Here is a 25,013-nt window from a genome sequence, read left to right on the forward strand (position 1 = left end):
GCCGTCGCTCACATCGGTCATTCGGAGAAGGCGTCGTCGTCGAGGAACGGGCCGCCCCTCCACCCCGGTGGCCTGGCACATCCACCAGATGGTGGATGCCGCAACCCGACCGCGGGCAGATGTGCCCGGTGGCCGCGTTCACGACGATGGAGGACGTGAACGACACAGCGATCGAGGCCTCGGGCCTGACCAAGACCTACGGCGACCGGACGGTCGTCGACATCGACCACCTGAGCATCCGACGGGGTGAAGTGTTCGGACTGCTCGGCCCGAACGGTGCCGGCAAGACCACCTTCGTCGAGATGTGCGAGGGCTACCGCCGACCGACATCTGGTCACCTCTCGGTACTCGGCACCGACCCGACGTCGGGCGGATCGTCGTGGCGCTCCCGCCTCGGCATCGTCACCCAGGAGACCGGCGCGTTCGACCGGCTCACCGTGGCCGAAGCGGTCGGCCATCTCGCCGGCTTCTACCCGAACCCGCGGTCCGTCGCCGAAGCCCTCGCCATGACCGATCTCGTGGAACTCGCGGACCGGTTGGTCGACCACCTGTCGGGAGGCCAGCGTCGCCGCCTCGACCTGGCGTGCGGCATCGTCGGGCGACCCGAGCTGCTGTTCCTCGACGAACCGACGACCGGGCTCGACCCGGAAGTCCGGCGGCGACTCTGGTCGATGATCGACGGGCTGCGCGACGCCGGCACGACGATCGTGCTCACCACGCACTATCTCGACGAGGCCGAACAACTCGCCGACCGAGTTGGTGTGGTCGCCGCAGGCGCGCTGATCGCGCTCGACACCCCCGACCGTCTCGGCGGCCACGACGCCAACACCACGGTCGTGTCGTTCCGCCCCTCCGCGCAGACCGAGACGCTGCTCGCCACGCAGGAGTGGGAACGCATCGACCACGACCGCGTCGGCATTCGCTCCACGCAACCCGCAGCGCTCGTGGCCGAACTCCATCGGCTCGGCGGCGAGATCGACGGCCTCGAGGTCGTGCGCCCGTCGCTCGAAGACGCCTACCTCCGTCTGATCGAGGACCACACCGCCGCCTTCGGACAGCGCCACGCCAACGAACCGACGAGCTACGAAGCGCGGACCAACCATTCCCGCACCACCGAACAACGCACCGACGATTCGCAGGAGATCGCGTCATGACCCTCGCTCTCGCATCCGTTCAGCGCACCCGCATCGAGCTGCTCCGCTTCGGGCGCACACGAGAGCACGTGCTGTTCTCGTTCGCCCTGCCCGTCGTGCTGATGACTCTGCTCGCGTCGATCCTCGGCGGCGAGATCGGGAGCACCGGCGTCGACTTCAGCCAATACATCGTGGCCGGAATGATCGCCACGGTCGCCCTCAACGTCGGCGTCAACGATCTCGCACCCCAACTCGCGCTCGACCGGGCCGACGGGACGGTCAAACGACTCGGAGGCACTCCGATGCCTCCCGCCGCCTACGTGCTCGGCAAGCTCGGCTCCGTCGTGGTGACCGCGATACTGCAGACCGCGATCCTGCTTGCGATCGGGGTCGCCCTCTTCGGCGTCGAGTTGCCGTCGGCCGATCGTTGGGTCACGTTCTCGTGGGTGTTCGTCCTCGGGCTCACGTCCGCCGTGCTGCTCGGCATGGCGATCTCCACGGTCGCCACCGACCCTCGCTCGGCGTCCGCCGTGGTCACCCTGCCGTTCATCGCGCTGCAGTTCATCTCCGGGATCTGGTTCCAGTTCAGCGACCTGCCGAGCGGGCTGCAGCAATTCGCCTCGCTGTTCCCGCTGCGGTGGATGGCACTCGGGATGCGCTCGGTGTTCCTCCCCGACTCCTTCGCTGCGAACGAACCGGGCGGCTCCTGGCAGCTCGGTATGGTGGCACTCGTGCTCGCCCTCTGGACCGCCGTCGGCCTGGCGCTCGTGCTCGGCCGCTTCCGCCTGCGAACGGAGCGCTGAACCGATGACGGCGGCCCCGCACGCGCTCGCCTCGGCGACCGAGTCCAGCGAGGCCCCGCCGGCGTCCTCGGCGGCGTCGGCGGCGCACGTCGACGCCGGCGCTGCGCGCGGGTTCCTCATCGCACACCTGGCGATGATCTGCGGGCTCGTGACGATCCATCTCGTCATCGACGGGATCGGCGAGTGGCCGGCGATCCCTCTGGCGGTCGCCACCGTGGCGGTGTGCGTGTTCGCAGCGAGAAGCGAACGACACGGTGGCGAGGTCTCGGAGCGGATGTGGGTGGCGCTCGCCGTCATCTGGATCGGGCTCGTCGTGATCGACCCGCTGTTCCTCCAGGCGATGTTCACCCTCTATCCGGTGACGTACGCCATCGTGCGATGGCCGCAGGGGATCGCTGCATCCGCGCTGATGCCGGTCGTGTGGGGAACGGCCGTCTACTCGCTCGACGAACCGCTGTGGGAGTGGCTCCTGCTGCCCGTCGGCGTCTGGGTGCTCAGTTGCTGCCTCGCCTACTGGATCCTGCGTGTGATCGACCAGAGCGAAGAACGAGCAGCACTGCTCGCAGCGCTGGAGGCAACCCGGGCCGAGCTCGCCGAGGCCCAGCGCGCCGAAGGAGCCCGCTTCGAGCGTGATCGCATGGCGCGCGACATCCACGACACGCTCGCCCAGGGATTCAGCTCGATCGTGTTGCACGCGCGTGGTGCGCTCGCACGCGGCGACGTGGACAGCGTGCGCCGATCACTGGAGCTCGTCGAGCAGGTCGCGTCCGAACACCTCGGCGAGGCTCGTCGACTCGTCGCAGCCGGGCCCGACGAGTCACTCGGTGGTCGCACGTTGACCGAGGCGTTGCAGCGAGTCGCGGCCGCCGACGAGCCGGTCGCCCATCTGCACGTCGACGGCCCCACTCAGCAGTTGAGCGGCTCGATCGACGTCGCGGTGCTGCGCATCACGCAGGAAGCGGTCGCCAACGCACGCAAGCACGCGCGTGCAGAGCGGATCGACGTCACGCTCGCCTACACCGACCGCGAGATCCTCCTCGACGTCGTCGACGACGGCGTCGGTTTCGACGTCGGTGCACCACCGCGCCCGGTCGACGGCCGGATCGGCGGTCGCGGACTCGACGGCATCCGAGCCCGCGCGGCCGAGCTCGGCGGTTCGGTCACGATCGAGTCCGACCGCGGCTCGGGAACGTCGATCTCGGTCGCCCTGCCGACGAGGGCGCGATGAGCCGCGCTGCGAACCGCCCGGCGATCCGAGTCGTGCTCGCCGACGACCATCCGGTGGTCCGTGCCGGGATCGGCCAGATCGTGACCGCCGACGGCGACATCGAGGTGATCGCCGAAGCCACTACCGGGCGCGAAGCCGTCTCGATCGCCGTGCGGGAGCGGCCCGACGTCGTACTGATGGACCTGCGCATGCCGGAGTTGGACGGGGTCGGGGCGATCGCCGAACTCGCCGTCGCCGCGCCGGCGGTCAACGTGCTCGTGCTCACCACCTACGACACCGACGACCAGATCGTCGGCGCGGTCGAGGCCGGGGCCATCGGCTACCTGCTCAAGGACACCGAGCCGGACGAACTCCGCAACGCAGTGCGCGAGGCTGCCGCCGGCCAGACGGTGCTCAGCGCGCCCGTCGCATCGAGACTCGTCCAACAGATGCGCCAGACCACGTCGGTCACACTGACGCCACGCGAACGAGAGATCCTCACGCTCGTCGCCGACGGGCTCAGCAATGCAGAGATCGCAGCGCGCCTCCACGTCGGCCGAGCGACGGTCAAGACCCACCTGCTGCACGTGTTCGAGAAGCTCGGTGTCAACGACCGAACCGCCGCCGTCGTCACCGCCCTCAAACAGGGCATCATCAGCCCGCCCCGCTGACGACGGCGTGCATCGACAAGCTCATCCGGCTCGTCGCTGCGCCACGCAGCGGCACGGATCGCCATGACGAAGTCGCGCCGATCAGCCAGTGAGAGTTCGCCGACGTCGACCGGGTTGTCACTGCAGCCAGCGGTTGCCGAGCGAGTTCAGAACAGCCGGAGATCACCAGTCGCCATGACCGTGACGGTGCCTTCTGAGTCGACGCGAACCAGCTCGCCCGGCTCGTCGTCGTCAGGCTCGAGTTGCGAGAAGCCGGCGCCGAACTCGACCTCGACGACGGGTCGACGAACGAAGCTCAAGGCGCCGTCGCCAAGACAGGCGAGTTCGTATTCGCCGAAGAGATCAGTTCCCAACTCGGCAACGGTGGCGCCGGCGGCGATCGACGTGAGGCGAACGACGCCGGGCTGCGCGTCGCCTTGGCCATATCCGATGTTCCACGTTCGATGCGCGATCACGTCGTCGTCCACGAAGCACGCACCGTCGAGGAATCGATCGGTGCCCAAGATCGGATCGGCCGAGTCGGACCACGGGTCGATGACCCACGCCGCACCGTCCTCCCAGTTCTCGGCGACGATGAGGTGCCGACCGTCCGACGACCAGACCGCTGGCCCGGCGTTGACGTAGTCGGTCTGGATCTCGTTGGTTCGGCCGTCCACGAGGTCGTCGAACTCCAAGCGCGCACGGGCACCCTCGGACGGAGTCGCAGACGAGACGGCGAGGAGCCGCCCGTCGTCACTGAGACGCATGCTCGACACACCCGTGCTCAGCTCGCGCGTCTCGCCGTCCTCTACGGCAACGAGCGATGAGCCAGGGCCGAGCACGTCGTTCAGCTGGACATAGAGAACGCCGTCGGCCCCCAGCCCTGCCGACCGGGCGATCGTCGGCCCGGTGAGCGCCAGGTGCACCGTCACATCGGTACCCGCCTGCGACGCGCTCACGACCCGCGTTCCGGTCACCGTCCCGGAGACGCTGCCCTCTCGCTCCACGATCGTCGCCCAGATCGTCGAACCCATCAGCCGAGCCGATTCGACGGAGCACAAGCGATCCTCAGGACATCCCAGATCGCGGGTGGCGACGACGCCGTCGGCATCCCGCAGATCGATGACGGCGCCGCTCTCGGCCGGCGCCGTGATGAACCGGTCGGTCCCCGCAACGGCGTCGTCGATCGGCCTCGACGACTCGATCGACGGGAACCAGATCTCGGCGATGTCGGCTCGCCACTCGACCGGAGCCTCGCCGACGCGCTGCAGGAACGCCACACCGTCGACGATCCACGCTGCGGTCGATCCGTCGGCCGACACTCGGACGAAGTCGCTTGCCACTGCCACGTCGAAGGGCAGGACCGCTTCACGCACCGCCCAGTCGGCCATGTCGACGGCGAACACCTCGACGCCGTCGGTCGAGTACTCGGCAACGAGGACCTCCGTGGCTGTCGTCCCGACGATGTCGAACCAACTGAAGCCCTGCGTCGCCACATCGTCGGCGGCGAGTTCGGTTCGGCGGAGCTCGACTCGCACATCGTCCGAGGGTCGCTCGCTGAGCACCATGCTGCCGGTGTCGGAACGTCCGAGCAGGGCAACCGTGCCCGTCGGCGTCCAGCCCGTGTCGACCACCTCGAACGGCGGGTCCACCGCGTCCAGCTCGGGCTCCCCGAACATGCGGTTGGTGGAGACGACCTGTCGATCACCCGTGCGCATGTCCGTGAGAGCCACGGACACCCAGCTCTGCGTGAGCACCGTCGTACCGCCCGGCTCCAGTTTCGGATTCGTGCCGACCCCCCAGAGCTGGAACCGATCGCTGCGCCCAGTGGGCAACGACCGGTCGATCTCGGCTCCAGGCTCACCGATGGCGTAGACGTTGCCCGAGACCGGTTCGCAGCAGTCGCTGTAGATGAGGGCGCCGTCGAACGTCCCGGCGACCTCGTCGACGACGTTGGGCGGCTCGCCCTCCTCCGGCACGATGCGCGGATCCTCCCGATCGATCATGAGCACCGGTTCACCGGGTTCGGTGCTGAGCGCTCCGGGGAACCACCAGACATCGCCATCGGTTTCGCGAGCGATGAGATCCGACGGCGAGAGGTCGATCCTCCCCGGCGTCGGGAGCACGATGGCCGGTGAGTCGACGGTCGTCGCGGTCGCGGCGGTCGCGGCATTGGTCGTCGTGGTCTCCGAGACTGCCGACGTCGACGGGCTGGTGGAGACGGCCGTCGCCACGGGCAGCGCGGTGCTCGTGGCCTGGGGCTCGGCCGTGGTGACCGTCGCTGCAAGCTCGGTGGACGGCACATCCACGGTGAGCACCGAGTCGTCGCTGGAGTCGCGGGTCAGCCACAGTGCTGCGACACCGAAGGTCACGACGACGGCCGCAGCGGCGACCCAGGGTGCGAGTCGGGGTCGAGGCACGTCCCTCTCGCTCACGTCTCCGATGCGCGTCTCTCCGCGAGCGAGGGTGTCGGCGAGTTCGCGATCGAGATCGAGCGAGCGCTCGACTTCAGCTCGAGCCTCCCTGGCGAGCGATCGGATCCGGTCATCCATCGGTATCGGCCTCCGTGTGCGCTCGCGCCTCCAACCGGGAGCGCAGCGTTCGCCGCGCCTTGAACAGGATCGCCTTCACGCTGCCTCGCGACGTATCGAGCAGGTTGGCGATCTGGCCGACCGACAGATCGTCGGCGTAGTACAGGGTGACGATGAGGCGCTGCCGATGGTCGAGTGGACGAACGAGATCGTTCCACCGCTCCATCGACAACGTCGAGCCACCGTCCGGTGCACGGCCCACACCCGTCTCGCCCTGCCGAGCCAGGCGATCCACGGCGTTTCGCTCCGATGCCGCCGCCCGATGATGGTCGACGAGCAGGTTCGCCATCACGACCCGGCACCACGACCCAGGAACGTCGTACGTCGAGAGTTCGTTCCATCGGTCGTGGGCACGCGACATGGTCTCCTGCGCGAGATCGCGGGCAACTTCGAGGCGGCCCGTCTTGAGAACACCGAGTGACACGAGACGCGGGTACACCTCCCGAAACATCGTCTCAAATTCGCCATCGGCGGCCACCGTCACATCTTCGTACACGAATCACGGGCCCCGACGGTTACTCCGTTCTGCGAACGTGAGTCGGACCCGCCGCACGATCGACGCACTCGCGGACGTTGCCGATGGTGACGATGGGCTGGAGGAGGCGCACCGCCGGTCGACATCGGACCGCGAGATGGCGCACGTTCGGAGCGCATCGCACATCACGTACCGGCTGGAGAACGCAGGGGTGACGATGGCCAGCTCGAAACAAACGGCGAGGACCTCCGACACTACCGAACGAGGAGCGGGCCCACGATCCTGGAATCGGAGCGCTCGGGCGAAGCGATGACGAAAGGAGCGAACGCCATGAAGCACATCCTCGTCGGCACTGATGGGTCGGCTGGCTCAGCACACGCACTGCGATGGGCATCACGCCTCGCATTGCACCACGGGGCTGAAGTCGTCGCCATGACGGGCTTCCAGCCGGTCGACTCCGAGCTCCGACCCGGTCGACTCGAGAGCCTCCTCGCTCGACGAGGCGAGGAACTGGGCTCGTGGATCGACGCTGCACGGCTCGACGATGTCGCGATTCGGGCGGTCGTCGAACACGGTGACCCTCGGACGGGAATACTCGCCGTCGCCGAACGCGAACAGGCGGACCTGATCGTCATCGGGCGGGTCGGACAGTCGGCAGGGCCCGGCCTGTTCCGAATCGGGAGCATGGCCGAATGGCTCGCTCACCACGTCGACCGGCCCGTGGCCGTCATCGGTCATCATCCCGACCCGACGATCCGCAACGTCCTGATCGGCGTCGACGGATCGGATGGTTCACGCGCCGCTGCGGCGTGGGTACGAGATCTCGCGGCTCGCTCCCCGGGAGTGCTGGTGGTCGCAGCATCCGTCGAACCTCCGCGACCGGAATGGACCGCCGACGACTACCCGGCGGATCGACGTCGAGATCTCGAACGCCGCATCCGCGACGACTTCGCCAGCGAGCTCACCGGACTCGATATCGACCTCGAGGTGGCTGCGGTGCTCGGGGCCAACGCTGCCGACGCTCTCGTCGCCGCGGCTCGGGAACGACAGTGCGATCTCGTCGTCGTCGGCGCACGCGGTCTCGGTGGGCTCACCGGTCTGCGCGTCGGCGGCATCGCGCTTCGGACGCTGCACGAGGCAGACCGTTCGATCGTGCTCATCCCTCCGCGCTGACACGCTCCCACGCCGGTGGCGACGGGTTTCGACGCGGCCGGCTCAACCGGTGACAGCAACCAAGTTCTCGAGAATTCCGACACCGACGGTCATCTTGCGAAAGAACGAGGTCGAGTGTGAGATCAGCGTGAAAGACGGATGGGGCGCCCACAGCGCACGAAGGTGGCCGTCGAGATCGACAGCCTGCTGTTGCGATTCGGTACGGAAACGGTTCTCGCTCTCGAATCCGTGTCCGCCGCACGCTGCCGACTCGAAGAAGATGACCGCGTCGTACCGGGAGAGTTCTTCTTCGTGGCTGGACCCCACCGACGCGAAGAACTCATCCGGGCCACCAGGCCAGTAGGCGCCGCCGTCGACCGTGCCGCGATCGCACAGCAGAATGCGATCCGGATACCGGGCCGCCTGCACGTCTTCGAGGTTTCGCTGGACGTGATAGATCGCGGACTGCGCGCTGCGAGCGGCGGCGGGTTCCTCTGGCCTCGGAAACCCTCCCGAGAACAGCAGCGTCGCCGCCTCGGGCACGACGATCACCCGATCGCCGATCTCGCGGCGGAACAGGTCGGCCGCCGTCGTCTTGCCGCCACCGGGCCCGCCCGTCAGCACCACCCGGAGCGGTCCGTCTCGATGCAGTGGCGAGATGTGGCGCTGATCGCTCTCCTGGTCGTTCATCGCTTCATCCTGGCAGACGGGCATTCCTCACCGGCCGTCTCCTCGTGCGGCACGAAGACCCGGCTCTCGTCAGCTCACGTTCGCAGGACCTTCTCCATCGACTTACCCTTGGCGAGTTCGTCGACGAGTTTGTCCAGGTAGCGGATCTGGCGCATCAGCGGGTCCTCGACCTGCTCGACACGAACGCCACACACGACGCCGGTGATCAGGTCGACGTCGGGGTTGAGCGTTGCCTCCGCGAAGAACTCCTCGAAGGTCGCTGCTCGGTCGAGGATGTCCTGCAGGGCAACGTCGTCGTAGCCGGTCAGCCACTCGATCACCTCGTGGAGTTCGGAGACGGTGCGCCCTTGCGCTCCAACTTGGCGACGTAGTGGGGATACACCGACGCGAAGCTGGTCGTGAAGATCCGATGCATCGAGCCGACCCTACGTTCTCGGCGACGTCGCGGCGACACCCCAAGCCCGAACGGAGCCGCTCGCGACGCCAGTCTCGGACGCGAGGTCCGGTGCAGTGCGGCGAGTCGAGCGCCGAGCACGACTCGCCCGATTCTCGAAGCGGCGAGCAGCTGACCACCCGGCGCTCGATCGGAGACCGATACAGACTGTGTTAGGCTCACCTAGCTGACCCTGTAGACGTGTTCGAACCCGGGAGGTGACATGGCCGATTTCCACGCACCGAGTCCTCGCGACGATGCCCGCCGGCCCGCCACCATCTCGATGCGGACGGACGGAACGGTCGAGGTGCGATCATCGCAGGCAACCGTGTCGGGCATGCCGGATCACACGACCAGCGCAGCCTGGCGTCGTGCGCTGCGGCGCATCGACCGCGTCGTCCTCGACGCCGATCCGCTCGCCGACTCGGCCATCATCGTGGGCGTCGGCCACCGCCGACCGGTTCGACGCCGCGTCACCCTCAGCACCGGTCTCGGGCTCGCGGCGGCCGGCGTACCAGCGACCGTGGCGACTTCCGCGCACCGCCGAGCCTGACGCAACGTTCGACGAGCCGGTCGACACAACGCCCGGTCGACGATTCGAGCGTCGGGTCAGGAGCGACTGCGGACGAGCCGGACGATGAGCAGCAGCAGAATCGACCCGATGATCGAACCGATGATGCCACCCGCCTGGAGGGCCCCGTCTTCGGAGTCGAAACCGAAGATCACGGCGCCGAGGAATCCGCCGAACAGCGAACCGCCGACGCCGAGCGCCCACGTCTGCACGAGCGTCATCGAGTCGTCGCCGGGCACGAGCGCCCGAGCGATGAGCCCGAACAAGAAACCGAACACCAGGAGGACGAGGAGGAACCAGATCATGCGACCTGACTACCCGTTTTCGTCGGGGCCAATCCTGCGACGATGCGACGACGATCATGCCAGCGCACCGAACGCGGCAGTGGGCCGCGCTGCGTTTGTACGCAGTGCGGCCCACTCGGCGACTGCCGACGGGTCAGTCGCCGGATCGGTTCGAGTCGATCATCGACCTCGGATGCATCACCAGCCGAAGGTCTCGTTGCAGTCGGCGATCGCTTCCGGGGTCGACTCGATGAGGCCGGTCGTCATGTCGATGCAGTAGTCGTACTTGCGCACCGCATCGGCAGCAGCGTCGTCCTGCCCCCATGCCTCGTCTCCGTCCGTGACGGGCGCCGTGTCGACGTCGACGGGCGCAGCGACGGTGGGCACGTCGACGGGAACAGCGTCGGTGGGCTCGCCGTCGGTGGGCTCCTCGTGGCTGAGGCGGTCGCCCATCACGGTGAGGAAGTGCTCGGTGATGAGGCCGTTGACATCGAGGCCATTGCCGGCCTGCATGCGCTTCAGGGCCTCGAGCGTCGCCGGGCCGAACTCACCATCGACGGCGAGCGCTTCACCCGTGTAATTCAGCCACTCCTGCACCATGGCGACAGCGGGGCCCTGGTCACACAGGCCGTAGGGCATCTCGAACCTCATGGTGTAGCTCGGGCAGACCGCAGCCGGAGTCGGTGTCACGACCGGAGCCGGAGCGGCAGCCACGACCGGAGCCGGTGCGGGAGGCACGACCTGGGCAGAGGTCTCGGCGGGCGCGTGAGTCACCGCGGGCGCTGCGAACTCGCCAGGCGTCGCCGTTGCGGCTGGGGTTGCTGGCGCCTCGGGTGCGTGCGTCTGCTCGAGCGACTCGGTCACGGCCGGGGTCTCGGCGAGCGGGAGGGCGGCGGTCGTGTTCGACGAGCCACGTCCGAAGGCCACGACGGCCCCGATGCCGAGGAGTGCGGCGACCGCAGCGGTGGCGCCGGCGATGGTGAAGCTCTGCCGCTTCGAGCACGCGACGCTGGAGGCCACGAACTGGGAGTTCGTGTCGAAGCCGGTGTCGTCGAAGCCGGTGTTGCTGTTGGAGTGGGTCTGGTTCATCGAAGTGCCTTTCGTCGTCCTCGAACCCGTCGTTCGAGGTGATGAAGACCACTCTGATCGGATCGCTTCGATCCCGGAATGGGGAGACTTCCCCTCCGCCGGCCGACCCGGAAAATGGCCCCGACAGAACGGCATCGATGCAGCGCCGCGGCTCACCTCCAGGTCGGGATCGTCCGGCATCTCGAGATCGGGATCGACGAGCAGTCTCGTCATCGAGGTTTCGCCAGTTCGGCGGCGAGGTACCCCGAGCGCATGATCATCCTCGGACTCATCCTCATTCTGATCGGAGCGCTGACCAACATCGGCATCCTCTACACGCTGGGCGCCGTCTTGGCGATCGTCGGCGTCGTGCTCTGGATCCTCGGCTCGACCGGCCGCGCCATCGGCGGCCGATCGCACTACTGGTGACGTGAACTGAACGAGTTGGCGAGCGCCGACGCTCACACAGCGTCGGCGCTCACCAGCAGTCGTTTCACTCCACCAGCAGTCGTTTCACTCCACCAGCAGTCGTTTCACTCCACCAGCAGTCGTTTCACTCCACCAGCAGTCGTTTCACTCCACCAGCAGTCGTTTCACTCCACCAGCAGTCGTTTCACTTCTGCGATCGTGGTGAGTTCGACGTCACGATCGACACCGCACGGCGTCAGATTCAACATCGTCGCTCCGGCATCCACGTAGGGGACGAGAAAGTCGGCGATCTGTTCGGCTGACCCCATCGGCGTGTAGCGCTCGAACGCACTGAACGGCAGTTTGTAGAAACGTTCCATTCCGTTCGCCACGTGCGATCGGGCGTCGCCAGCGTCTCGGCCGACGCCGACCCAGACCTGCAGCCCGTGCTGCCACTCGACGCGCCGGTCACCGCCGATCTCCTCGGCACGCCGACAACCTTCGGCGAACCGACGGCCCGAGCACCACGCCGCGAGCCAGCCGTCACCGAGGCGGCCCGCCCGTTCGATGGCGGCGTCGCTTCGACCACCGACCACGAACGGGACCTGTCGTTTCGGTATCGGACGAATCGACGCGTCGGCGATCGAGAAGAAGTCGTTGTCCGCATCGACGATCTCTCCGTCGAGCAGGCGCCGCACGACGTCGAGCGACACGTCGGTCCGCCGCCCTCGGGTCGCCGGATCGACACCGCAGACCTCGATCTCGTGCCGATCCTCTCCCCCGACGCCGACACCGACCGTCAGCCGGCCAGGCGCTGCCTGCGCGAGCGTCGCGATCTGCCGAGCAGCGACCATCGGATGACGGAGCGCGAGGAGCAACACGCCGACGTGCAAGCCGAGCCGAGGCTCGATCCCACTCATCGCCGCGAGTGCGACCAGCCCGTCCATCCCCGATCCGTCGATGAAGCTGACGTGATCGGCGGTGAACACGTGGTCGATGCCGGCGTCGGCGATGTCGCCGAGCCGTGACCGCTGCTCGTCGGGCGACAACTCCCACAGGTCCCACGGCGTGCTCACGCCCACACGAATCGACGACGTCCCCACGGTCATGGACGCCATCGTTGCACGAGGGAGCCGCGAGATCCTCGGCAAAGATCCTCGGCGGAGGGGCGGGAACCAGACCCCGTCGGGAACCAGACCCCGTCGGGAACCAGACCCCGTCGGGAAACGACCGTACAAATATGCATCGACGTCGTTCCACTCACCCGATCCGCTCCACGTTCCGCATCGCAGCGATCGCCCTGCTGCCGTTGGCGACGGTTGCGTGCAACGACGACGACTCGGGTTTCGAGCCGCCCACCGAACTCGGCCCGAACGACGTCCACGTCGCCAACGCCACGGCGATCTTGGTCGGCGACTCCGATGCAGCCGTCTCGGCGCTGCTCTTCTCGTATGAAGATCAGCGGGTGGTCTTCGCCGAGGTCGACCCGTCCGTCGCCGCCAGCGTCGTCCTCGTCGACGGGAGCGAAGACACCGGTGGCGAACCGATCGGCGCGATCGACATCGAGTCTCGCGAGCATCGCAACCTGCAGCCGGGGCAACCGCACATCCTGCTCGAGGACATCGGACCCGATGTCGAACCGGGCTCGTCGTTCGTGATGACGGTGCACTTCGAGTCGGCGTCGCCTCGCACGATCGAAGTCGAGGTCGTCGACGCCTGAGGCGTCGCGTCGACACGCGCTGGAACACGCGTTCGTTCGGGTTACCGCTGTGCAGGCCGTGATCGAGCAACTGTGTCACACCCCTGTGCGCATGATGGGGGCATGGATTCGACCGGGCTCATCGAGCGACTGGAGCGGCTGTCCGCCACACGTCTGCTGATCCCCGCGGCTGCGGCGACCGCCACCGACCTCCAGGATCGACTCGGCGACGTACGAGATCTACGAGCGTGGCTCGACCGCACCGAAGCCGACATCGTCCGAGCACTCCGCCCCGCCGTGTCGTTCCCCGAAGCCTCCATCGCCGAACGATCCCGGGGATCGATCAACGCCGCCACCAAGACCATCGAACGCGCCGACACCCTCGACGCCGCCCCCTCACTCGCCGACGCACTCGACCGCGCAACCATCACCGCCGGACACGTCGACGCACTCACCCGCGCCACGAAAGGACTCGACACCGAACAACGAGCCTCGTTGATCGACGTCGCCGACAACCTCGTCGACGTCGCGACCCACTCGACGATCGAACAATTCCAACGCCGACTCGGCCTCGAACGCAAACGACTGCTCGCCAACGACGGCATCGACCGACTGGAACAGCAACGACGCAACACCTCCATGCGCACCTGGGTCGACGACGACGGCATGTGGAACCTGCGCGGCCGATTCGACCCCGTCACCGGCATCCGACTCGCCAACGCACTCGACACCGCCATCGAGACCCTCTTCGCCGAAACGGTCCCCGAATGCTGCCCGCCCGACCCGCGGGCCAAGCAGGACTTCCTCCGTGCTCACGCACTCGCCCGCCTGATATCGGGCAGCGGCGTCGGCGCGGGATCCCGTCGACCGGAATACGTCGTCGTCATCGACGCCGACGCACCACACCAACCCGGCCCCGTCGGACATCACGCCATCCCCGTCGAACTCCCATCGTCGGTCCTGGCCTCGCTGTCGAGCGACGCCGACATCCACGGTGTCGTGGTCCGCAACGGCGTCATCCTCCACGCACCCGGCCGCACCGACCTCGGACGCAGCACCCGACTCGCCAACGCAGCCCAACGCAGAGCACTCCGCGCCCTCTACCCCGGCTGTGCGATCCCGGGCTGCACCGTCCACTTCGACCATTGCAAGATCCACCACATCGAGTGGTGGGAACACGGCGGACCAACCGACCTGCACAATCTGCTGCCGCTGTGCACACGACACCACGGCAACATCCATCACGACGACTGGACCGTCGCGCTCGGCACCCAGCGAGAACTCACCGTCCGATTCCCCGACGGCACCATCCGCTCGACCGGCCCACCAACCATCACCGCCGCCTGACCCAACGCGATGATGACGGCGATGATGACGACGATGATGATGATGATGACGGCGATGAGCGAGATCCGGTGGTGGCCAGGTGTTGCTCATCGCGGCCAGCAGCGCACCGCGCTCACGACGGCAGCCATGTCAACGAAGCGCCACCCCCTCGCCGGGACGGTGGTCGGCTCATCGACGGTTCGATCAGAGGACCTGAGCGAACAACACCTCGATCTGGTCGATGCTGAGCTGTCCGCTGGAGCGAGCCACCACCGAGCCCGTTTCGTCGAGCATCACGAAGTACGGGTAGCTGGTGAGGCCGAACGCGCCAGCAATCTGCTGCGTCTCGGAGTCGGCGATGACCGGGAACGGGAACTGCTCACGTTCGAGCCACGCGGACGGCGGATAGTTGGGCCGATCCGATGCCGTGCCCGTGGCAACACCGAGAATGCGCACACCGTCGGGCACGCCTCCGCCCGCCTCCCACTCGGTCAACGCTCGCACCTCGTCCTGGCAGAACGGACACCAGTGTGCGAGGAACACCAGCAGCGTCGGCTCGCCCGCTGCGATCTCGATCGGTGTCCCGTCGAATGATGCGCCTTGCGCGGTCGGCGCCACGAGTCCGACCGCGGCATCGCCAGCCGGATCGACGAACGGCGGGAGTCCGGCACCCTCGACCGAGGCGGGACGATTCTGTTCCAGGCCAGCGACGTCGGCGTCGGACGTGTCGTCGTCACCCGAACGAGCGACGACCGCGATGATGATCGCCACGACGACGACGGCGAGCACGCCGACGCCGACGATCCATCCGGTGCGCCCGCTCTGCTTCGCGAACTTCTTCGATGACTTGTTCGATGACTTGTTCGACGACTTGTTCGGTGACTTGGCCGTGGACGTGTTCATGCGTGCTCCTCGAGGGGTTGGGAATCAGAGATCGAGTCGGGAACCGAAATCGCCGACCCAGTCCCAGTGGGCGACACAATCGATGTCGATATCGGTGTCGGTGTCGGTGTCGGTGTCGGGTCGGGTGACGTGTCGGTCACTTGGCGGTCGCTGATGCCCGAGATGGTCGGCGAGAGGGCGAGGGCGAGGATCGCCAAGAACGCAGTGAGCGCCATGAACGCCAACGTCACGAATCCGAACTCCTCGAACCACACCAACGTGCACGGCACCGCCGCCGAGCAGGCACCGGCGTCGAGGTCCGGATAGCGCTCGAGCAGCACGTGATACACAGAGATCGGCGCGCCGACGCCGGCGAGCGCGACGAACGTCGTGGTCGGGATCTCTCTGCGAAGCAGCGACACCACGGCCACGACGGCGATCGAGTACATCGGGATCCGCTGGTACCAGCACAGCGTGCACGGGGCATAGCCGGCCGACTCGGAGAAGTAGAGACTGCCGATCATCGCTCCGGCACTGATGATGGCGATGAGCGGCACCCGGAACGCCACCAGCGCTCGAACGAACTCGTTCGGCCCGCGACGCCGAGCCACGATCGACGACACGACGACCACGATCGCCGTCGCCAACGTGGCGAGACTCAGCATCGCCGTCAACAGTTGCACCGACGACGTGTTCATGACATGGCACTCGTCACGGCGCTCACTGGGTGCTCATTCGGGCTCGACCGCTCGACGCATACGTTCCATAGATCTACTCCAAACAGGTCGCCTGAGGCACGCGGTCGGTTCCCGAGACGCGAAGTTCCTCCGCTCGCGCGGTCTTCGTCCAACAGTCATCGTCACGCCGTCATCTCGACGGCGAGCGTGGCGTGACGACCGTCGCTGCCACGGCGAGCACCGCAGCGAGGACCGCCGCCGTCGGGCGCCACCCGGTCGCGTCGATGAGCGTGGCCGCCACGAGCGGTCCGACGGCACCCGAGATTCCCGACGCGAGCGCGAGCACACCCATCATCGTCCCCAAGCCGGTGCCGCCGAGCACCAGGCGAGCGAAGATGCCGTCGAGCGGCGACAGCGCGCCGACCGCGGTGCCGATGATCACGACGTAGAGGATCGGCACGCCCGGCACGGCGATCGCGAGCAGCACCACCGAACCCACGGCCACGCCGAGACGGGCGGTCTGCACGGCTCGCCGCTCCCCCACCACGCCGATGAACCAGGTGAGCGGGAGCCGACCCAGCAACTGGGCCAAGCCGCGAGCCGCAGCGATCGACGCAGCGAGCGTCGCGGTGACGCCGAGCGATGTCATCACCGGCACCTGATAGACGAGCAACACCGCGACCGACGCCGAACTCAGCGACGCCGACAGCGTGAGACGACGCGCTGCGGGCTGGGTGACGAGGCGCCGCAACGCCGACGACAACGGGGCATGGGTCGCGTCGACGTCGGCCGGTCGGACGATCACGGCCGCGATCGCGAAGCTGACCGCCACGCACGCCGAAGCCAGCACGATCGTCGCGCGCCACCCGACCGTGCGACGGGCGACCTCCGTCAACGGGATCAGGATCGGTGACGAGAAGGCTCCCCAGATCGTGAGCCGAGCGATCGAGCGGGTCTCACTGCCCGCTTGCAGACGAGCGGCGACGGTCTGGGTCATGCCGTAGAAGCCGCAAGCGCCGATGATCCCGCCCCCGACGCCGTACAGCGCGGCGAACAGCAGCGGTCGCTCGACCGCGGCCGACGACGCGCTGAGCCCGGCACCGAAGACGGCGCCGACGACGAACACCGGACGCGCTCCGGATCGATCCAGCACGTGCCCGGCGGCCACGCCGAACACACCGGCGAGCAACTGCGCCAGCGCGAACGCTGCGGCGAGCGTGCGGTCGGTGGTGTCCAGATCCGCTCGCATGTCGTCGAACAGCACACCGAACCCGTAGAACCACGTGCCGTACGCGGTGATGGTCAGCAACCCCAGCGCAGCGATCGGACGGCGCGTGACGTCGCCGGAGAGGACGGGGTCACGCCCGGGCTCAGCAGCGGGCTCGACGCGCACGCCCGGACACTACGAACCCGGCCACCGGCGCAGCAACGGCGTCACCCAGAGTTCACCTCCGCGCAAGGGTCGACGACGCGGCCGCCCGATCGCGCACGCGTCGACGTATCGGTTCCGGTGGGACATACTCACGTGGACATCGTTCCCCGAACGATCCACCCGAACGATCCACCCGAGAGTTTCCCCCGAGTTCCCGCAACCCGACCAGTGCGATGACCGAACGCAAACCCGACAATGTGAGCTGGGAGTCGTGGGTCGAGCGTCAGATCCAGGACGGCCAGCGGGCCGGAGCGTTCGACGCACTCCCCGGTCACGGGCGACCGCTCGACGGACTCGACTCGGCCCGAGACGAACTGTGGTGGGTGAAAGCCAAGCTCCGAGACGAACAGATCAGTGCCCTTCCGCCGACGATCGCCATCCGCGCTGAGCGAGCCGATGCCATCGACGCGGCGCTGCGGGCGGGCACCGACGCCGAGGCGCGACAGCTCCTCGACGCGGTGAACGAACGCATCCGCTATCTCAACAGCCACGCGACCGCTGGGCCTCCGTCGACGGTCGTCACGGTCGACGTCGACGTGATCATCGAACGCCGACACGCCGAGCGACGCGCAAAGATCTCCGACACCGACCCGACCGCACGCTCCGACGCAGACTCGGCGGGAAACCCGGCCACCGACTGCGACACCGACTCCGGGTCCGGCGCTCCTGCACGCCCCGACGCCCCCGGCCGCCCTCCGCGACGCTGGCAAGGATGGTGGTTCCGTCGACGTCGAGCGTGATCGCGCGAGCCGTTCGGCGCCAGCCGGGCCGAACGGCGACTCAACCGGCGAGTCTCGACACGACCTCGACCGCCGCCGGCGTCAGCGGGCGATACAACCGCACTCGCGAGATCGTTCGACCCGCACCGTTCTCGCCGAATGCGCTGACGTACACGTCGCGCCCGACCGCCAACGTGACGCTCGCACTGTTCACGTCGTCGTCGTTCCAGTGCTCGAGGACCATCTCGACCAACAGGCCGTCCGCCCGATCACGGCCGCGGGTCGTGAACCGGTCGGTGAACGGGCAGTACGGCGGCTGCGCGCCGTCCATCGGGGTCCAGTGGCGATCACGGCCCCGCTCCGTCCGTGGAACCTCGCCCAGGTCGAGCGCCGCATACAGCTCTGGCACCAGATGGCACATCGCGTCGTACAGCACGCCGGCGTCGTGCGGCCCGATGGCCCATTCCACCCACCGCTCCTCGAGCGCGGGTTCGGCACCCAGGCGTCCCGCCCCGAGATCGGGATCGACACCGCGATCCTCGACACCGCGATCCTCGACACCGGTGCGGATGAGCGTCAGCCCCTCGGGCATCGAGCAGCGCGCCGCGACCCGACGGGCCACGTCGAGATGGTCGGCGCAGAACCATCCGGTGTCGGGCGGATGGCCGACGAACCCCACCGTCTCGGCCCGCTCCCGCCACGCCTCGCTGCGTTCATCGGGCTGGAATCTCACGAGGTCGCCACCGACCGCCGGATCGAAGCGAGCGTCACAGATCTCACAGTCGGGCGGTCGCATGCGCTCGACGCTAGATCATGGCGCTCGCTCGATGATCGGTTCCACGGGTCGTTTGCCGAGTCGTCGCGGGCCGCGGTCGATCCAGCGCGATCGGCGCGCCCTCGTCGGTGGTCACCGTGAATAACCGTGGTCACGGTGAGTCAACGTGAATCAACGGCACACCGACCGCTGTGTCGGGTCGACGCAACGTTGGCGGCGGGTACCTCGTCCGGCGGGAGCAGATCGGAGCCGGCGTCGAGATCGAGGCGGGTCAGCCGGGCGCCGGCGTGTACGACTCCAGGAACTCGGTGATGGTCGCGTCGACGTCGGCTTCGGCGTGGCGGCTCGCTTGCACGATCAGGAACGTCCCGAGCGCCATCACCACGGCGACCAGTCCACACATCGACCACCGCAGGGCATCTGCGTCGCTGACGCCGTTGCGTTGCAACGCATCCGACATCAGCCCGATCAGAATCGGCGCCGATGCTGCGCCGCACACCGAAAGGGCGAGCCCGAAGCACGAGAACGCCTGCGACCGGATACGTGGTGGCGCCGCGGCAGCGATCACGGCGACGACGCCGGGCACCGCGAGCGATGCCAGAAACGACGACACGGCGAGGAGTGTGATCGTCACACCCGCCACCGGGATGGCGAACGCGAGCGGCCAGGACACGGCGAGGATCAGCGCGGCATACCAGCCGTATCGGCAGAGCGCGCCGAACCCCTTGGTGAGGTTGCGGTCGGCAAGCGGCCCGCCGAGCCAGGTGCCGACGAACGTGCCCAAGGCGATCAGGGCTTGAATCGCTCCGGCCTCTTCCACCGTCATGTCGTACATCCGCTCGAAGTACGTGGGCAGGAAGAACACCAACCCGAACAACGCGAAACCGAACGTCGCGTTGGCGAAGATGCAGTACCGCAGCGTCCGGTTGCTCCAGATGCGGCCGAGGCTCTGACGGAACGTGAGTCGATCGGATGGCTCGGCGAGAAACGCCGAGATCATCGGGTTGCCGTCGACGAACTGTTGCAGGTCGGCCTCACCCCGCTCGGGTTCACGCAGGAGCCAGAGCGCCACGCCGGCGAGGACCAACCCGGGAATCGCTGCGGCGACGAACCCCCACCGCCACCCGAACGCACCGATGATGAGCCCGCCGATCAGTGCACCGAGCACCTGGCCGGCCGGGTTCGCTGAACGGTGATACCCGAGCACCCTGCCGCGCACCGACTGCGGATAGGTGTCCGACAGGATCGACAGGTGCGTCGGGCCGATCGTGCCCTGACCGAAACCGAGGAGCGCTCGGGTCGCGAACAGCTGGGCGAAGTTCTGCGCCATCGCCGCGAACAACCCGGCGGTTCCCCAGACGATCGCACCCGCCCCGAGGATCTTCTTGCGCGACCCTCGGTCGCTCCAGTTGCCGGCCGGCAACGCGATGATTCCGGTGATGAAGATCACCGCTGCGGGCAGCAAGCCGACGGCGGCGTCGGACAATCCGAACTCGCTGCGGATGTCGTCGAGGGCCACGGCGAGCACGGCTCGGTCGAACTCGTCGATCAGGTTCAGCAGAAACAACAGCGCCAGCGTGCGCAGGCCGTACTTCTTCAACTTCGGCCGCGAGGCCTTCGCTTCATGCGGTTGCTTGCCGCTCTCGGCCTGGGCCGCCGCGTGCGCAGCTGCCGCCGCCAGTTCGTCCCCAGGCTCGACACAGGCCGACATGAGGCGAAAGTATGGACGAAAACGTCGCGACGAGCGTCAGCGGCGTCTCTGGCATCCGCCGGACGACGGCATCGGTCGCGCCTCACGCTCAGTCAGCAGCCACAACGAGATCGTCACGAGACCACACCCGCCAGCACCCGACTGCGGCGCCGGCGGTCGCTGAAGCGATCTCGCTCACCGCGTGCCGCGCCGCCGGACCCTCAGCGCGCGTCGTTCCCCCGGCGCACACGGTTGTCAGGGCCGTGGAGCCACACGTTTTCGAAGTCCGCTGCTGACGCCTCGTGGTACGCCGTCAGCATGAGGCCGAGCGGGCTGGCGTCGCCGACGATCGGCCGCTCCCGGAAGCGACCGACGACGTCCGCGCCGCGCCGGTCGACGACGGTCGCGCGTCGTCCGCCGTAGGTCATCGGGTGGTCACTGAACACACCGAGCGCGATCGCTACCGCCGCGAAGAACGGCACCTTCCATCGGCTCGCCGGGCGTACGTCGAGGTCGTAGCGCTCGATCGCCGTGTCCGAAACCTCGTCGCTCACCGTTCAGCAGGATACGACACCGCGGATCTGGACACCTCGGCCGATCTCTCGTGCGATCGACCCGAGCGGCGGACACCAGATCGCCTGGCTCGACGCCAGAGACATCGAGTTCTCGATCCCTTTCCGAGACGACTTCGCCTCCATCGAGCCGGATCGCCACGAGCACCCGGGGTCGTTCATCACTCGGGGGTCGTCAATCACTCGGGGGGCGTCCATGCCCCAAGACACCCAGGTTCGCGTCGTCGAGGCTCGACCGAACGGGTCGGACACTCCGCGGCGTCCGTCGAACGCGCCAGACTGCGACGATGGCGACGTCGACGACCCGCCCGAGCGAGCGGATGTTCGCGTTCATCCGGGCGATCAACACCGGCCAGCGGCGCGTGACCAACGAGCAGGTCGTCGCTCCGTTCATCGCACTCGGCCTCGTCGACGTCGCGGCGTATCAGGCCGCCGGCAATGTCGCGTTCCGCTGCGACCGTGAGCCCGGCATGCTCGACTCCGAACTCACCGATGCGCTGTCGAATGCGTATGGATTCGACGCGCCGACATTCGTTCGGACGCTGCCCGAGCTTCGCGCGGCCATCGATCCGTTGCCCTTCCCACCTGATGTGTTCGCGGCCACCGAAGGACGCGCCCAGATCACGTTCATGTCCCATGCGCCGACACCCGAACAGGCGAGGGCCGTCCACGAACTCGTTCCCGCGGCCGACGAGGTGATCGTGCGAGGCCGAGAATGGCTGTGGCTTCCTCGCGCCGGCGTGAGCGGTTCGGAGCTCCCGGTCGCACGCATCGAGCGGATCGTCGGTCCGATGACGATGCGGACGATCGGCACCGTCGAGCGGATGCTCGCCAAGTTCAGCGACTGAGGGGTTGCGCCAGCGATCGGGTCGACAGCCATCGCAGCGATGCGTACGCTTCGGCAATGACCTCGATCGTTCCCCCACCGATCGTTCCGGACTCGATCGTTCCCGTTGTCGACATCGGCGGATGGGAATCCGGCGACGAGACGACCCGACACCGGATCACGACCGCGATCGGCCAAGCGTGCCGCACCGTCGGCTTCATGCAGATCGTCGGGCACGGCATCGACGGCGAGGTCGAGGCCCTCACCCGGGCCATCGACTGGTTCTTCGGACTCGATCCCGACGACAAGGCCACGAGCATCGCGCCACGACCGTCGATCAACCGCGGGTACACACCGCCGCGGTCCGAGCGACTGAGCTACAGCCTCGGTGTCGCGTCCCCCGACGATCTGTTCGAAGCATTCAACGTCGGTGCGTCGGCGTCGGACTTCGCGCACCTCGACCTCGACGAGGAGGTCTACGCCGAGAACATCTGGCCAACACTCGACGGCGGCGACGCGTTTCGCGCCGACGTGAGCACCTGGTTCGATGCCGCCCGCGGCGTCGCCGACCGGATGACCGAGATCTTCGCCGCGACGCTCGGACTCGAGCCGAATCACTTCGACGAGTTCACCGACCACTCGATCGACGTACTGCGGATGAACCACTACCACGTGCCCGACGGCATCACCCTCGAACCGTCACAGCTCGGGATGGGCGCCCACACCGACTATGGCATCGTCACCGTCTTGTGGGCCGACCCGGTCGCCGGGCTCGAGATCCTGCGACCCGACGGCTCGTGGTTGTCGGTCGTGCCCGAACCCGGTGCGCTACTGATCAACCTCGGCGACCTCACCTCACGATGGACCAACGATCAGTGGATGTCGACGATGCATCGTGTCGTGCCGCCGACCGACGCGGAGGGTCGGCTCATCCGACGCCGCTCTGCTGCGTACTTCCACGATGGCAACGCCGACGCGATCATCTCGACCCTCCCCCCGTGCCGCAACGCCGACGGCACGAGCTCGTACGACGACGTCACCGTGTCGGAGCACATCGGCCAGAAGCTCGCCGGATCACGCGGACTCGAGCTGAACCAGCACGCCGAGCGAGAAGCGGCCCGCGTCGGCGCCGCGCTCGACTGAGCAGGGGCCCGATAGGTTCCGCCCGTGCACCCGGCGGACCCATCCCCGAGCGAGCCCGGCGACGATTCTCGCGGCACGTCGGCTGGCGTGACGTCCAGCGTCCCTGCTGGCGACCCGGCTATCCGTCAGCGGCTGCTCGACACGATGGCCGTGCTGCACGAGGTCGTCGCCGCCCCGGAGTTGGTCGAGGAGTTGAGCGCCTCCGAGCGGTCGCAGTTCTTCAATGCCGCCGGTGATGTGTTCTGCCCCGACCCCGACATCCGCCGTCGCCGAACCAAGCTCCTGCAGCAGCGACGTCGCGCTGCTCGAACGCAGCGCGACGAACAACTCCTCGACGAGACCGGCATCCGCACGTTGCGGGCGCGGCCCGTTTTCACCACCCCCGACGTGTATCCGCCGACCACGCCCGAACTCGCCGATGACACACCCGGTCGATCGGCCACCGACCCGATCCGACCGGGCCTCGACTCGGCGTCGACCGGCGAGACCCTCGACGAGCAGCATTGCTACATCTGCAAGGTCCGCTACCGCACGATCCATCACTTCTACGACCAGCTCTGCCCCGAGTGCGCGGCACACAACTACGCCAAGCGCAGCGAGCTCGCCGACCTCACCGGCATGGTCGTGCTCCTCACGGGCGGCCGCGTCAAGATCGGATACCAGGCAGCGATCAAGCTGCTTCGTTGCGGCGCAGAACTCATCGTCGCGACCCGCTTCCCACGCGACGCCGCTGAGCGGTTTGCGACGGAGGCCGACTTCGCCGAGTGGGGCGATCGCCTCGAGATCTTCGGCCTCGACCTGCGCCATACCCCCAGCGTGGAGGCATTCTGCGCCCACGTCGCCAGGACGCGAACCCGTCTCGATGCGATCGTCAACAACGCGTGTCAGACGGTGCGCCGCCCGCCCGGCTTCTACGAGCACATGATGGCGAAGGAGACCGCTGCACTCGACTCGCTGTCGCACGACGCTCGACGGCTCGTCGGCTCGTACGAGATGCTGCGGTCAGGCCCCGCCGCACTCGACTCCGACGCCTCGACACCTGCATCGACACCGGCATCGACACCGGCATCGACACCGGAATCGACCGGCGACCGGCCACCGGTCAGCGCCGAGGGCGTCGGCGGCTTCCCAGGGATCGCTCGGTCGGCGGAGCTCTCACAGGTTCACCTCCTGGCGAGCGATCACACGTCGCCGGCAACGTTGTTTCCCGACGGGCAGCTCGACCAAGATCTCCAGCAGATCGATCTTCGCGATCGCAACTCGTGGCGCCTCCAGTTGCACGAGGTGTCGTCGGTCGAGCTGCTCGAAACCCAACTCGTCAACGCCGTCGCACCCTTCGTGATCAACGCGCGACTGAAACCGTTGATGGAGGCAACGCCCGGCAGCCACAAGCACATCGTCAACGTGTCGGCCGTCGAGGGGCAGTTCTACCGACCCCGCAAGACCACAAAGCACCCGCACACCAACATGGCGAAGGCGGCGCTCAACATGATGACGCGCACCTCGGCCACCGACTATCGCAATTCCGGCATCAACATGAACAGCGTCGACACGGGGTGGGTGAGCGACGAAGACCCCGACGCCATCGCCGCCGCCAAGACCGCCGAGCACGGGTTCCATCCCCCACTCGACATCGTCGACGGCGCCGCACGCATCGTCGACCCGATCATCGACGGGATCAACACCGGTACCCACGTGTGGGGGCAATTCCTCAAGGACTACGCACCGACCGACTGGTGAACCACGGGTGACCGACTGGTCATCGAGCCCGACGTCACCGCCGCACGCTTGGTCACCGCCGCGTTAC

General features: G+C 67.7%; 25 protein-coding genes and 1 pseudogene. 13 read left to right on the plus strand and 13 right to left on the minus strand.

The annotated features are described in order from the left end of the window. The first annotated feature begins 146 nt into the window (after positions 1-146). From ACE37B_RS19085 to ACE37B_RS19100, 4 genes are read left to right on the plus strand one after another with little or no spacing between them, the layout of a single operon-like run. Complete coding sequence (locus tag ACE37B_RS19085; RefSeq protein WP_409924983.1) at positions 147-1,154, plus strand: ABC transporter ATP-binding protein; 1,008 nt, start codon at positions 147-149, stop codon at positions 1,152-1,154. Next, positions 1,151-1,936, plus strand: a complete 786-nt coding sequence (locus ACE37B_RS19090) for an ABC transporter permease (protein WP_409924922.1) — start codon at positions 1,151-1,153, stop codon at positions 1,934-1,936. Before ACE37B_RS19085 ends, ACE37B_RS19090 begins: the two co-directional genes overlap by 4 nt. A 4-nt stretch (positions 1,937-1,940) precedes the next feature. Next, positions 1,941-3,164, plus strand: coding sequence for a sensor histidine kinase (locus ACE37B_RS19095; RefSeq protein ID WP_409924923.1), 1,224 nt, complete (start codon positions 1,941-1,943; stop codon positions 3,162-3,164). After that, the gene (locus ACE37B_RS19100; RefSeq protein WP_409924924.1) at positions 3,161-3,814 is read left to right on the plus strand and encodes a response regulator; all 654 of its coding nucleotides are present in this window, start codon (positions 3,161-3,163) and stop codon (positions 3,812-3,814) included. Before ACE37B_RS19095 ends, ACE37B_RS19100 begins: the two co-directional genes overlap by 4 nt. A 146-nt stretch (positions 3,815-3,960) precedes the next feature. Here the strand turns inward: ACE37B_RS19100 and ACE37B_RS19105 are convergent, their stop codons facing one another. Together ACE37B_RS19105 and ACE37B_RS19110 are read right to left on the minus strand one after the other, a co-directional pair. Next, the gene (locus ACE37B_RS19105; RefSeq protein WP_409924925.1) at positions 3,961-6,345 is read right to left on the minus strand and encodes a hypothetical protein; all 2,385 of its coding nucleotides are present in this window, start codon (positions 6,343-6,345) and stop codon (positions 3,961-3,963) included. Beyond that, on the minus strand, positions 6,338-6,862 hold the full coding sequence (locus ACE37B_RS19110; protein WP_409924926.1) for an RNA polymerase sigma factor: 525 nt from the start codon (positions 6,860-6,862) through the stop codon (positions 6,338-6,340). Before ACE37B_RS19110 ends, ACE37B_RS19105 begins: the two co-directional genes overlap by 8 nt. A gap of 327 nt (positions 6,863-7,189) precedes the next feature. Here ACE37B_RS19110 and ACE37B_RS19115 point away from each other — a divergent pair, with 327 nt between their 5' ends. Then, a complete protein-coding gene (locus tag ACE37B_RS19115; RefSeq protein ID WP_409924927.1) occupies positions 7,190-8,032 on the plus strand; it encodes a universal stress protein in 843 nt (280 codons plus the stop codon). A 42-nt stretch (positions 8,033-8,074) separates the two neighbouring features. Here the strand turns inward: ACE37B_RS19115 and ACE37B_RS19120 are convergent, their stop codons facing one another. Together ACE37B_RS19120 and ACE37B_RS19125 are read right to left on the minus strand one after the other, a co-directional pair. Continuing rightward, the gene (locus tag ACE37B_RS19120) at positions 8,075-8,701 is read right to left on the minus strand and encodes an AAA family ATPase (RefSeq protein ID WP_409924928.1); all 627 of its coding nucleotides are present in this window, start codon (positions 8,699-8,701) and stop codon (positions 8,075-8,077) included. A gap of 74 nt (positions 8,702-8,775) precedes the next feature. Continuing rightward, positions 8,776-9,116, minus strand: a pseudogene (locus ACE37B_RS19125) (DUF2200 domain-containing protein). A gap of 241 nt (positions 9,117-9,357) precedes the next feature. Here ACE37B_RS19125 and ACE37B_RS19130 point away from each other — a divergent pair. Then, on the plus strand, positions 9,358-9,687 hold the full coding sequence (locus ACE37B_RS19130) for a hypothetical protein (protein WP_409924929.1): 330 nt from the start codon (positions 9,358-9,360) through the stop codon (positions 9,685-9,687). 56 nt (positions 9,688-9,743) lie between these two features. On the opposite strand, the gene ACE37B_RS19135 is transcribed toward ACE37B_RS19130, so the two are convergent. Together ACE37B_RS19135 and ACE37B_RS19140 are read right to left on the minus strand one after the other, a co-directional pair. Continuing rightward, complete coding sequence (locus tag ACE37B_RS19135; protein WP_409924930.1) at positions 9,744-10,010, minus strand: GlsB/YeaQ/YmgE family stress response membrane protein; 267 nt, start codon at positions 10,008-10,010, stop codon at positions 9,744-9,746. A gap of 177 nt (positions 10,011-10,187) precedes the next feature. After that, on the minus strand, positions 10,188-11,078 hold the full coding sequence (locus ACE37B_RS19140) for a peptidoglycan-binding domain-containing protein (RefSeq protein WP_409924931.1): 891 nt from the start codon (positions 11,076-11,078) through the stop codon (positions 10,188-10,190). Between the two features lie 252 nt (positions 11,079-11,330). On the opposite strand from ACE37B_RS19140, the gene ACE37B_RS19145 reads away from it, so the two are divergent. Beyond that, entirely contained in the window at positions 11,331-11,486 is a 156-nt protein-coding gene (locus ACE37B_RS19145) for a hypothetical protein (protein WP_409924932.1), read from the plus strand. A gap of 164 nt (positions 11,487-11,650) precedes the next feature. Here ACE37B_RS19145 and ACE37B_RS19150 read toward each other — a convergent pair whose 3' ends face one another. After that, positions 11,651-12,574 carry an LLM class flavin-dependent oxidoreductase gene (locus ACE37B_RS19150; RefSeq protein WP_409924933.1) on the minus strand — a complete coding sequence of 308 codons (924 nt, stop codon included), beginning with the start codon at positions 12,572-12,574 and terminating at the stop codon, positions 11,651-11,653. A gap of 131 nt (positions 12,575-12,705) precedes the next feature. On the opposite strand from ACE37B_RS19150, the gene ACE37B_RS19155 reads away from it, so the two are divergent. Next, entirely contained in the window at positions 12,706-13,185 is a 480-nt protein-coding gene (locus ACE37B_RS19155) for a hypothetical protein (RefSeq protein ID WP_409924934.1), read from the plus strand. A gap of 102 nt (positions 13,186-13,287) precedes the next feature. Further along, entirely contained in the window at positions 13,288-14,511 is a 1,224-nt protein-coding gene (locus tag ACE37B_RS19160; RefSeq protein WP_409924935.1) for an HNH endonuclease, read from the plus strand. Positions 14,512-14,694: 183 nt separating this feature from the next. Here ACE37B_RS19160 and ACE37B_RS19165 read toward each other — a convergent pair whose 3' ends face one another. The 3 genes from ACE37B_RS19165 to ACE37B_RS19175 form a co-directional block, all read right to left on the minus strand. Beyond that, a complete protein-coding gene (locus ACE37B_RS19165; protein WP_409924936.1) occupies positions 14,695-15,393 on the minus strand; it encodes a TlpA family protein disulfide reductase in 699 nt (232 codons plus the stop codon). Continuing rightward, a complete protein-coding gene (locus ACE37B_RS19170) occupies positions 15,390-16,070 on the minus strand; it encodes a disulfide bond formation protein B (RefSeq protein ID WP_409924937.1) in 681 nt (226 codons plus the stop codon). The genes ACE37B_RS19165 and ACE37B_RS19170 overlap by 4 nt, the downstream gene beginning before the upstream one ends. A 169-nt stretch (positions 16,071-16,239) precedes the next feature. After that, positions 16,240-17,442, minus strand: coding sequence for an MFS transporter (locus ACE37B_RS19175; protein ID WP_409924938.1), 1,203 nt, complete (start codon positions 17,440-17,442; stop codon positions 16,240-16,242). Between the two features lie 212 nt (positions 17,443-17,654). Here ACE37B_RS19175 and ACE37B_RS19180 point away from each other — a divergent pair, with 212 nt between their 5' ends. Then, positions 17,655-18,221 carry a DUF1992 domain-containing protein gene (locus tag ACE37B_RS19180; RefSeq protein ID WP_409924939.1) on the plus strand — a complete coding sequence of 189 codons (567 nt, stop codon included), beginning with the start codon at positions 17,655-17,657 and terminating at the stop codon, positions 18,219-18,221. A 40-nt stretch (positions 18,222-18,261) separates the two neighbouring features. Here the strand turns inward: ACE37B_RS19180 and ACE37B_RS19185 are convergent, their stop codons facing one another. From ACE37B_RS19185 to ACE37B_RS19195, 3 genes are all read right to left on the minus strand, one after another. Next, on the minus strand, positions 18,262-18,996 hold the full coding sequence (locus tag ACE37B_RS19185) for a hypothetical protein (protein ID WP_409924940.1): 735 nt from the start codon (positions 18,994-18,996) through the stop codon (positions 18,262-18,264). Positions 18,997-19,246: 250 nt separating this feature from the next. Beyond that, positions 19,247-20,686: an MFS transporter gene (locus ACE37B_RS19190; protein ID WP_409924941.1), complete on the minus strand. Its 1,440-nt coding sequence runs from the start codon at positions 20,684-20,686 to the stop codon at positions 19,247-19,249. Positions 20,687-20,886: 200 nt separating this feature from the next. After that, on the minus strand, positions 20,887-21,219 hold the full coding sequence (locus tag ACE37B_RS19195) for a hypothetical protein (protein ID WP_409924942.1): 333 nt from the start codon (positions 21,217-21,219) through the stop codon (positions 20,887-20,889). A 305-nt stretch (positions 21,220-21,524) separates the two neighbouring features. On the opposite strand from ACE37B_RS19195, the gene ACE37B_RS19200 reads away from it, so the two are divergent. From ACE37B_RS19200 to ACE37B_RS19210, 3 genes are all read left to right on the plus strand, one after another. Beyond that, positions 21,525-22,085, plus strand: coding sequence for a DUF1697 domain-containing protein (locus tag ACE37B_RS19200; protein ID WP_409924943.1), 561 nt, complete (start codon positions 21,525-21,527; stop codon positions 22,083-22,085). Positions 22,086-22,141: 56 nt separating this feature from the next. Further along, entirely contained in the window at positions 22,142-23,206 is a 1,065-nt protein-coding gene (locus ACE37B_RS19205) for an isopenicillin N synthase family dioxygenase (RefSeq protein WP_409924944.1), read from the plus strand. 144 nt (positions 23,207-23,350) lie between these two features. Then, positions 23,351-24,946: an SDR family NAD(P)-dependent oxidoreductase gene (locus ACE37B_RS19210; protein ID WP_409924984.1), complete on the plus strand. Its 1,596-nt coding sequence runs from the start codon at positions 23,351-23,353 to the stop codon at positions 24,944-24,946. Positions 24,947-25,013 lie beyond the last annotated feature (67 nt).

This window comes from Ilumatobacter sp., from assembly GCF_046290335.1.
In the GTDB taxonomy this organism is placed as follows: domain Bacteria; phylum Actinomycetota; class Acidimicrobiia; order Acidimicrobiales; family Ilumatobacteraceae; genus Ilumatobacter_A.

Bases quoted from the DNA above. Each gene is read 5' to 3' on its own strand.
- ACE37B_RS19150 (WP_409924933.1), bottom strand. From the start codon at position 12,574: ATGACCGTGGGGACGTCGTCGATTCGTGTGGGCGTGAGCACGCCGTGG.
- ACE37B_RS19185 (WP_409924940.1), bottom strand. From the start codon at position 18,996: ATGCGACCGCCCGACTGTGAGATCTGTGACGCTCGCTTCGATCCGGCG.
- ACE37B_RS19205 (WP_409924944.1), top strand. From the start codon at position 22,142: ATGACCTCGATCGTTCCCCCACCGATCGTTCCGGACTCGATCGTTCCC.
- ACE37B_RS19100 (WP_409924924.1), top strand. From the start codon at position 3,161: ATGAGCCGCGCTGCGAACCGCCCGGCGATCCGAGTCGTGCTCGCCGAC.
- ACE37B_RS19105 (WP_409924925.1), bottom strand. From the start codon at position 6,345: ATGGATGACCGGATCCGATCGCTCGCCAGGGAGGCTCGAGCTGAAGTC.
- ACE37B_RS19155 (WP_409924934.1), top strand. From the start codon at position 12,706: ATGCATCGACGTCGTTCCACTCACCCGATCCGCTCCACGTTCCGCATC.
- ACE37B_RS19160 (WP_409924935.1), top strand. From the start codon at position 13,288: ATGGATTCGACCGGGCTCATCGAGCGACTGGAGCGGCTGTCCGCCACA.
- ACE37B_RS19145 (WP_409924932.1), top strand. From the start codon at position 11,331: ATGATCATCCTCGGACTCATCCTCATTCTGATCGGAGCGCTGACCAAC.
- ACE37B_RS19190 (WP_409924941.1), bottom strand. From the start codon at position 20,686: ATGTCGGCCTGTGTCGAGCCTGGGGACGAACTGGCGGCGGCAGCTGCG.
- ACE37B_RS19180 (WP_409924939.1), top strand. From the start codon at position 17,655: ATGACCGAACGCAAACCCGACAATGTGAGCTGGGAGTCGTGGGTCGAG.
- ACE37B_RS19090 (WP_409924922.1), top strand. From the start codon at position 1,151: ATGACCCTCGCTCTCGCATCCGTTCAGCGCACCCGCATCGAGCTGCTC.
- ACE37B_RS19130 (WP_409924929.1), top strand. From the start codon at position 9,358: ATGGCCGATTTCCACGCACCGAGTCCTCGCGACGATGCCCGCCGGCCC.
- ACE37B_RS19210 (WP_409924984.1), top strand. From the start codon at position 23,351: ATGGCCGTGCTGCACGAGGTCGTCGCCGCCCCGGAGTTGGTCGAGGAG.
- ACE37B_RS19140 (WP_409924931.1), bottom strand. From the start codon at position 11,078: ATGAACCAGACCCACTCCAACAGCAACACCGGCTTCGACGACACCGGC.
- ACE37B_RS19120 (WP_409924928.1), bottom strand. From the start codon at position 8,701: ATGAACGACCAGGAGAGCGATCAGCGCCACATCTCGCCACTGCATCGA.
- ACE37B_RS19170 (WP_409924937.1), bottom strand. From the start codon at position 16,070: ATGAACACGTCGTCGGTGCAACTGTTGACGGCGATGCTGAGTCTCGCC.
- ACE37B_RS19085 (WP_409924983.1), top strand. From the start codon at position 147: ATGGAGGACGTGAACGACACAGCGATCGAGGCCTCGGGCCTGACCAAG.
- ACE37B_RS19135 (WP_409924930.1), bottom strand. From the start codon at position 10,010: ATGATCTGGTTCCTCCTCGTCCTCCTGGTGTTCGGTTTCTTGTTCGGG.
- ACE37B_RS19115 (WP_409924927.1), top strand. From the start codon at position 7,190: ATGAAGCACATCCTCGTCGGCACTGATGGGTCGGCTGGCTCAGCACAC.
- ACE37B_RS19165 (WP_409924936.1), bottom strand. From the start codon at position 15,393: ATGAACACGTCCACGGCCAAGTCACCGAACAAGTCGTCGAACAAGTCA.
- ACE37B_RS19095 (WP_409924923.1), top strand. From the start codon at position 1,941: ATGACGGCGGCCCCGCACGCGCTCGCCTCGGCGACCGAGTCCAGCGAG.
- ACE37B_RS19200 (WP_409924943.1), top strand. From the start codon at position 21,525: ATGGCGACGTCGACGACCCGCCCGAGCGAGCGGATGTTCGCGTTCATC.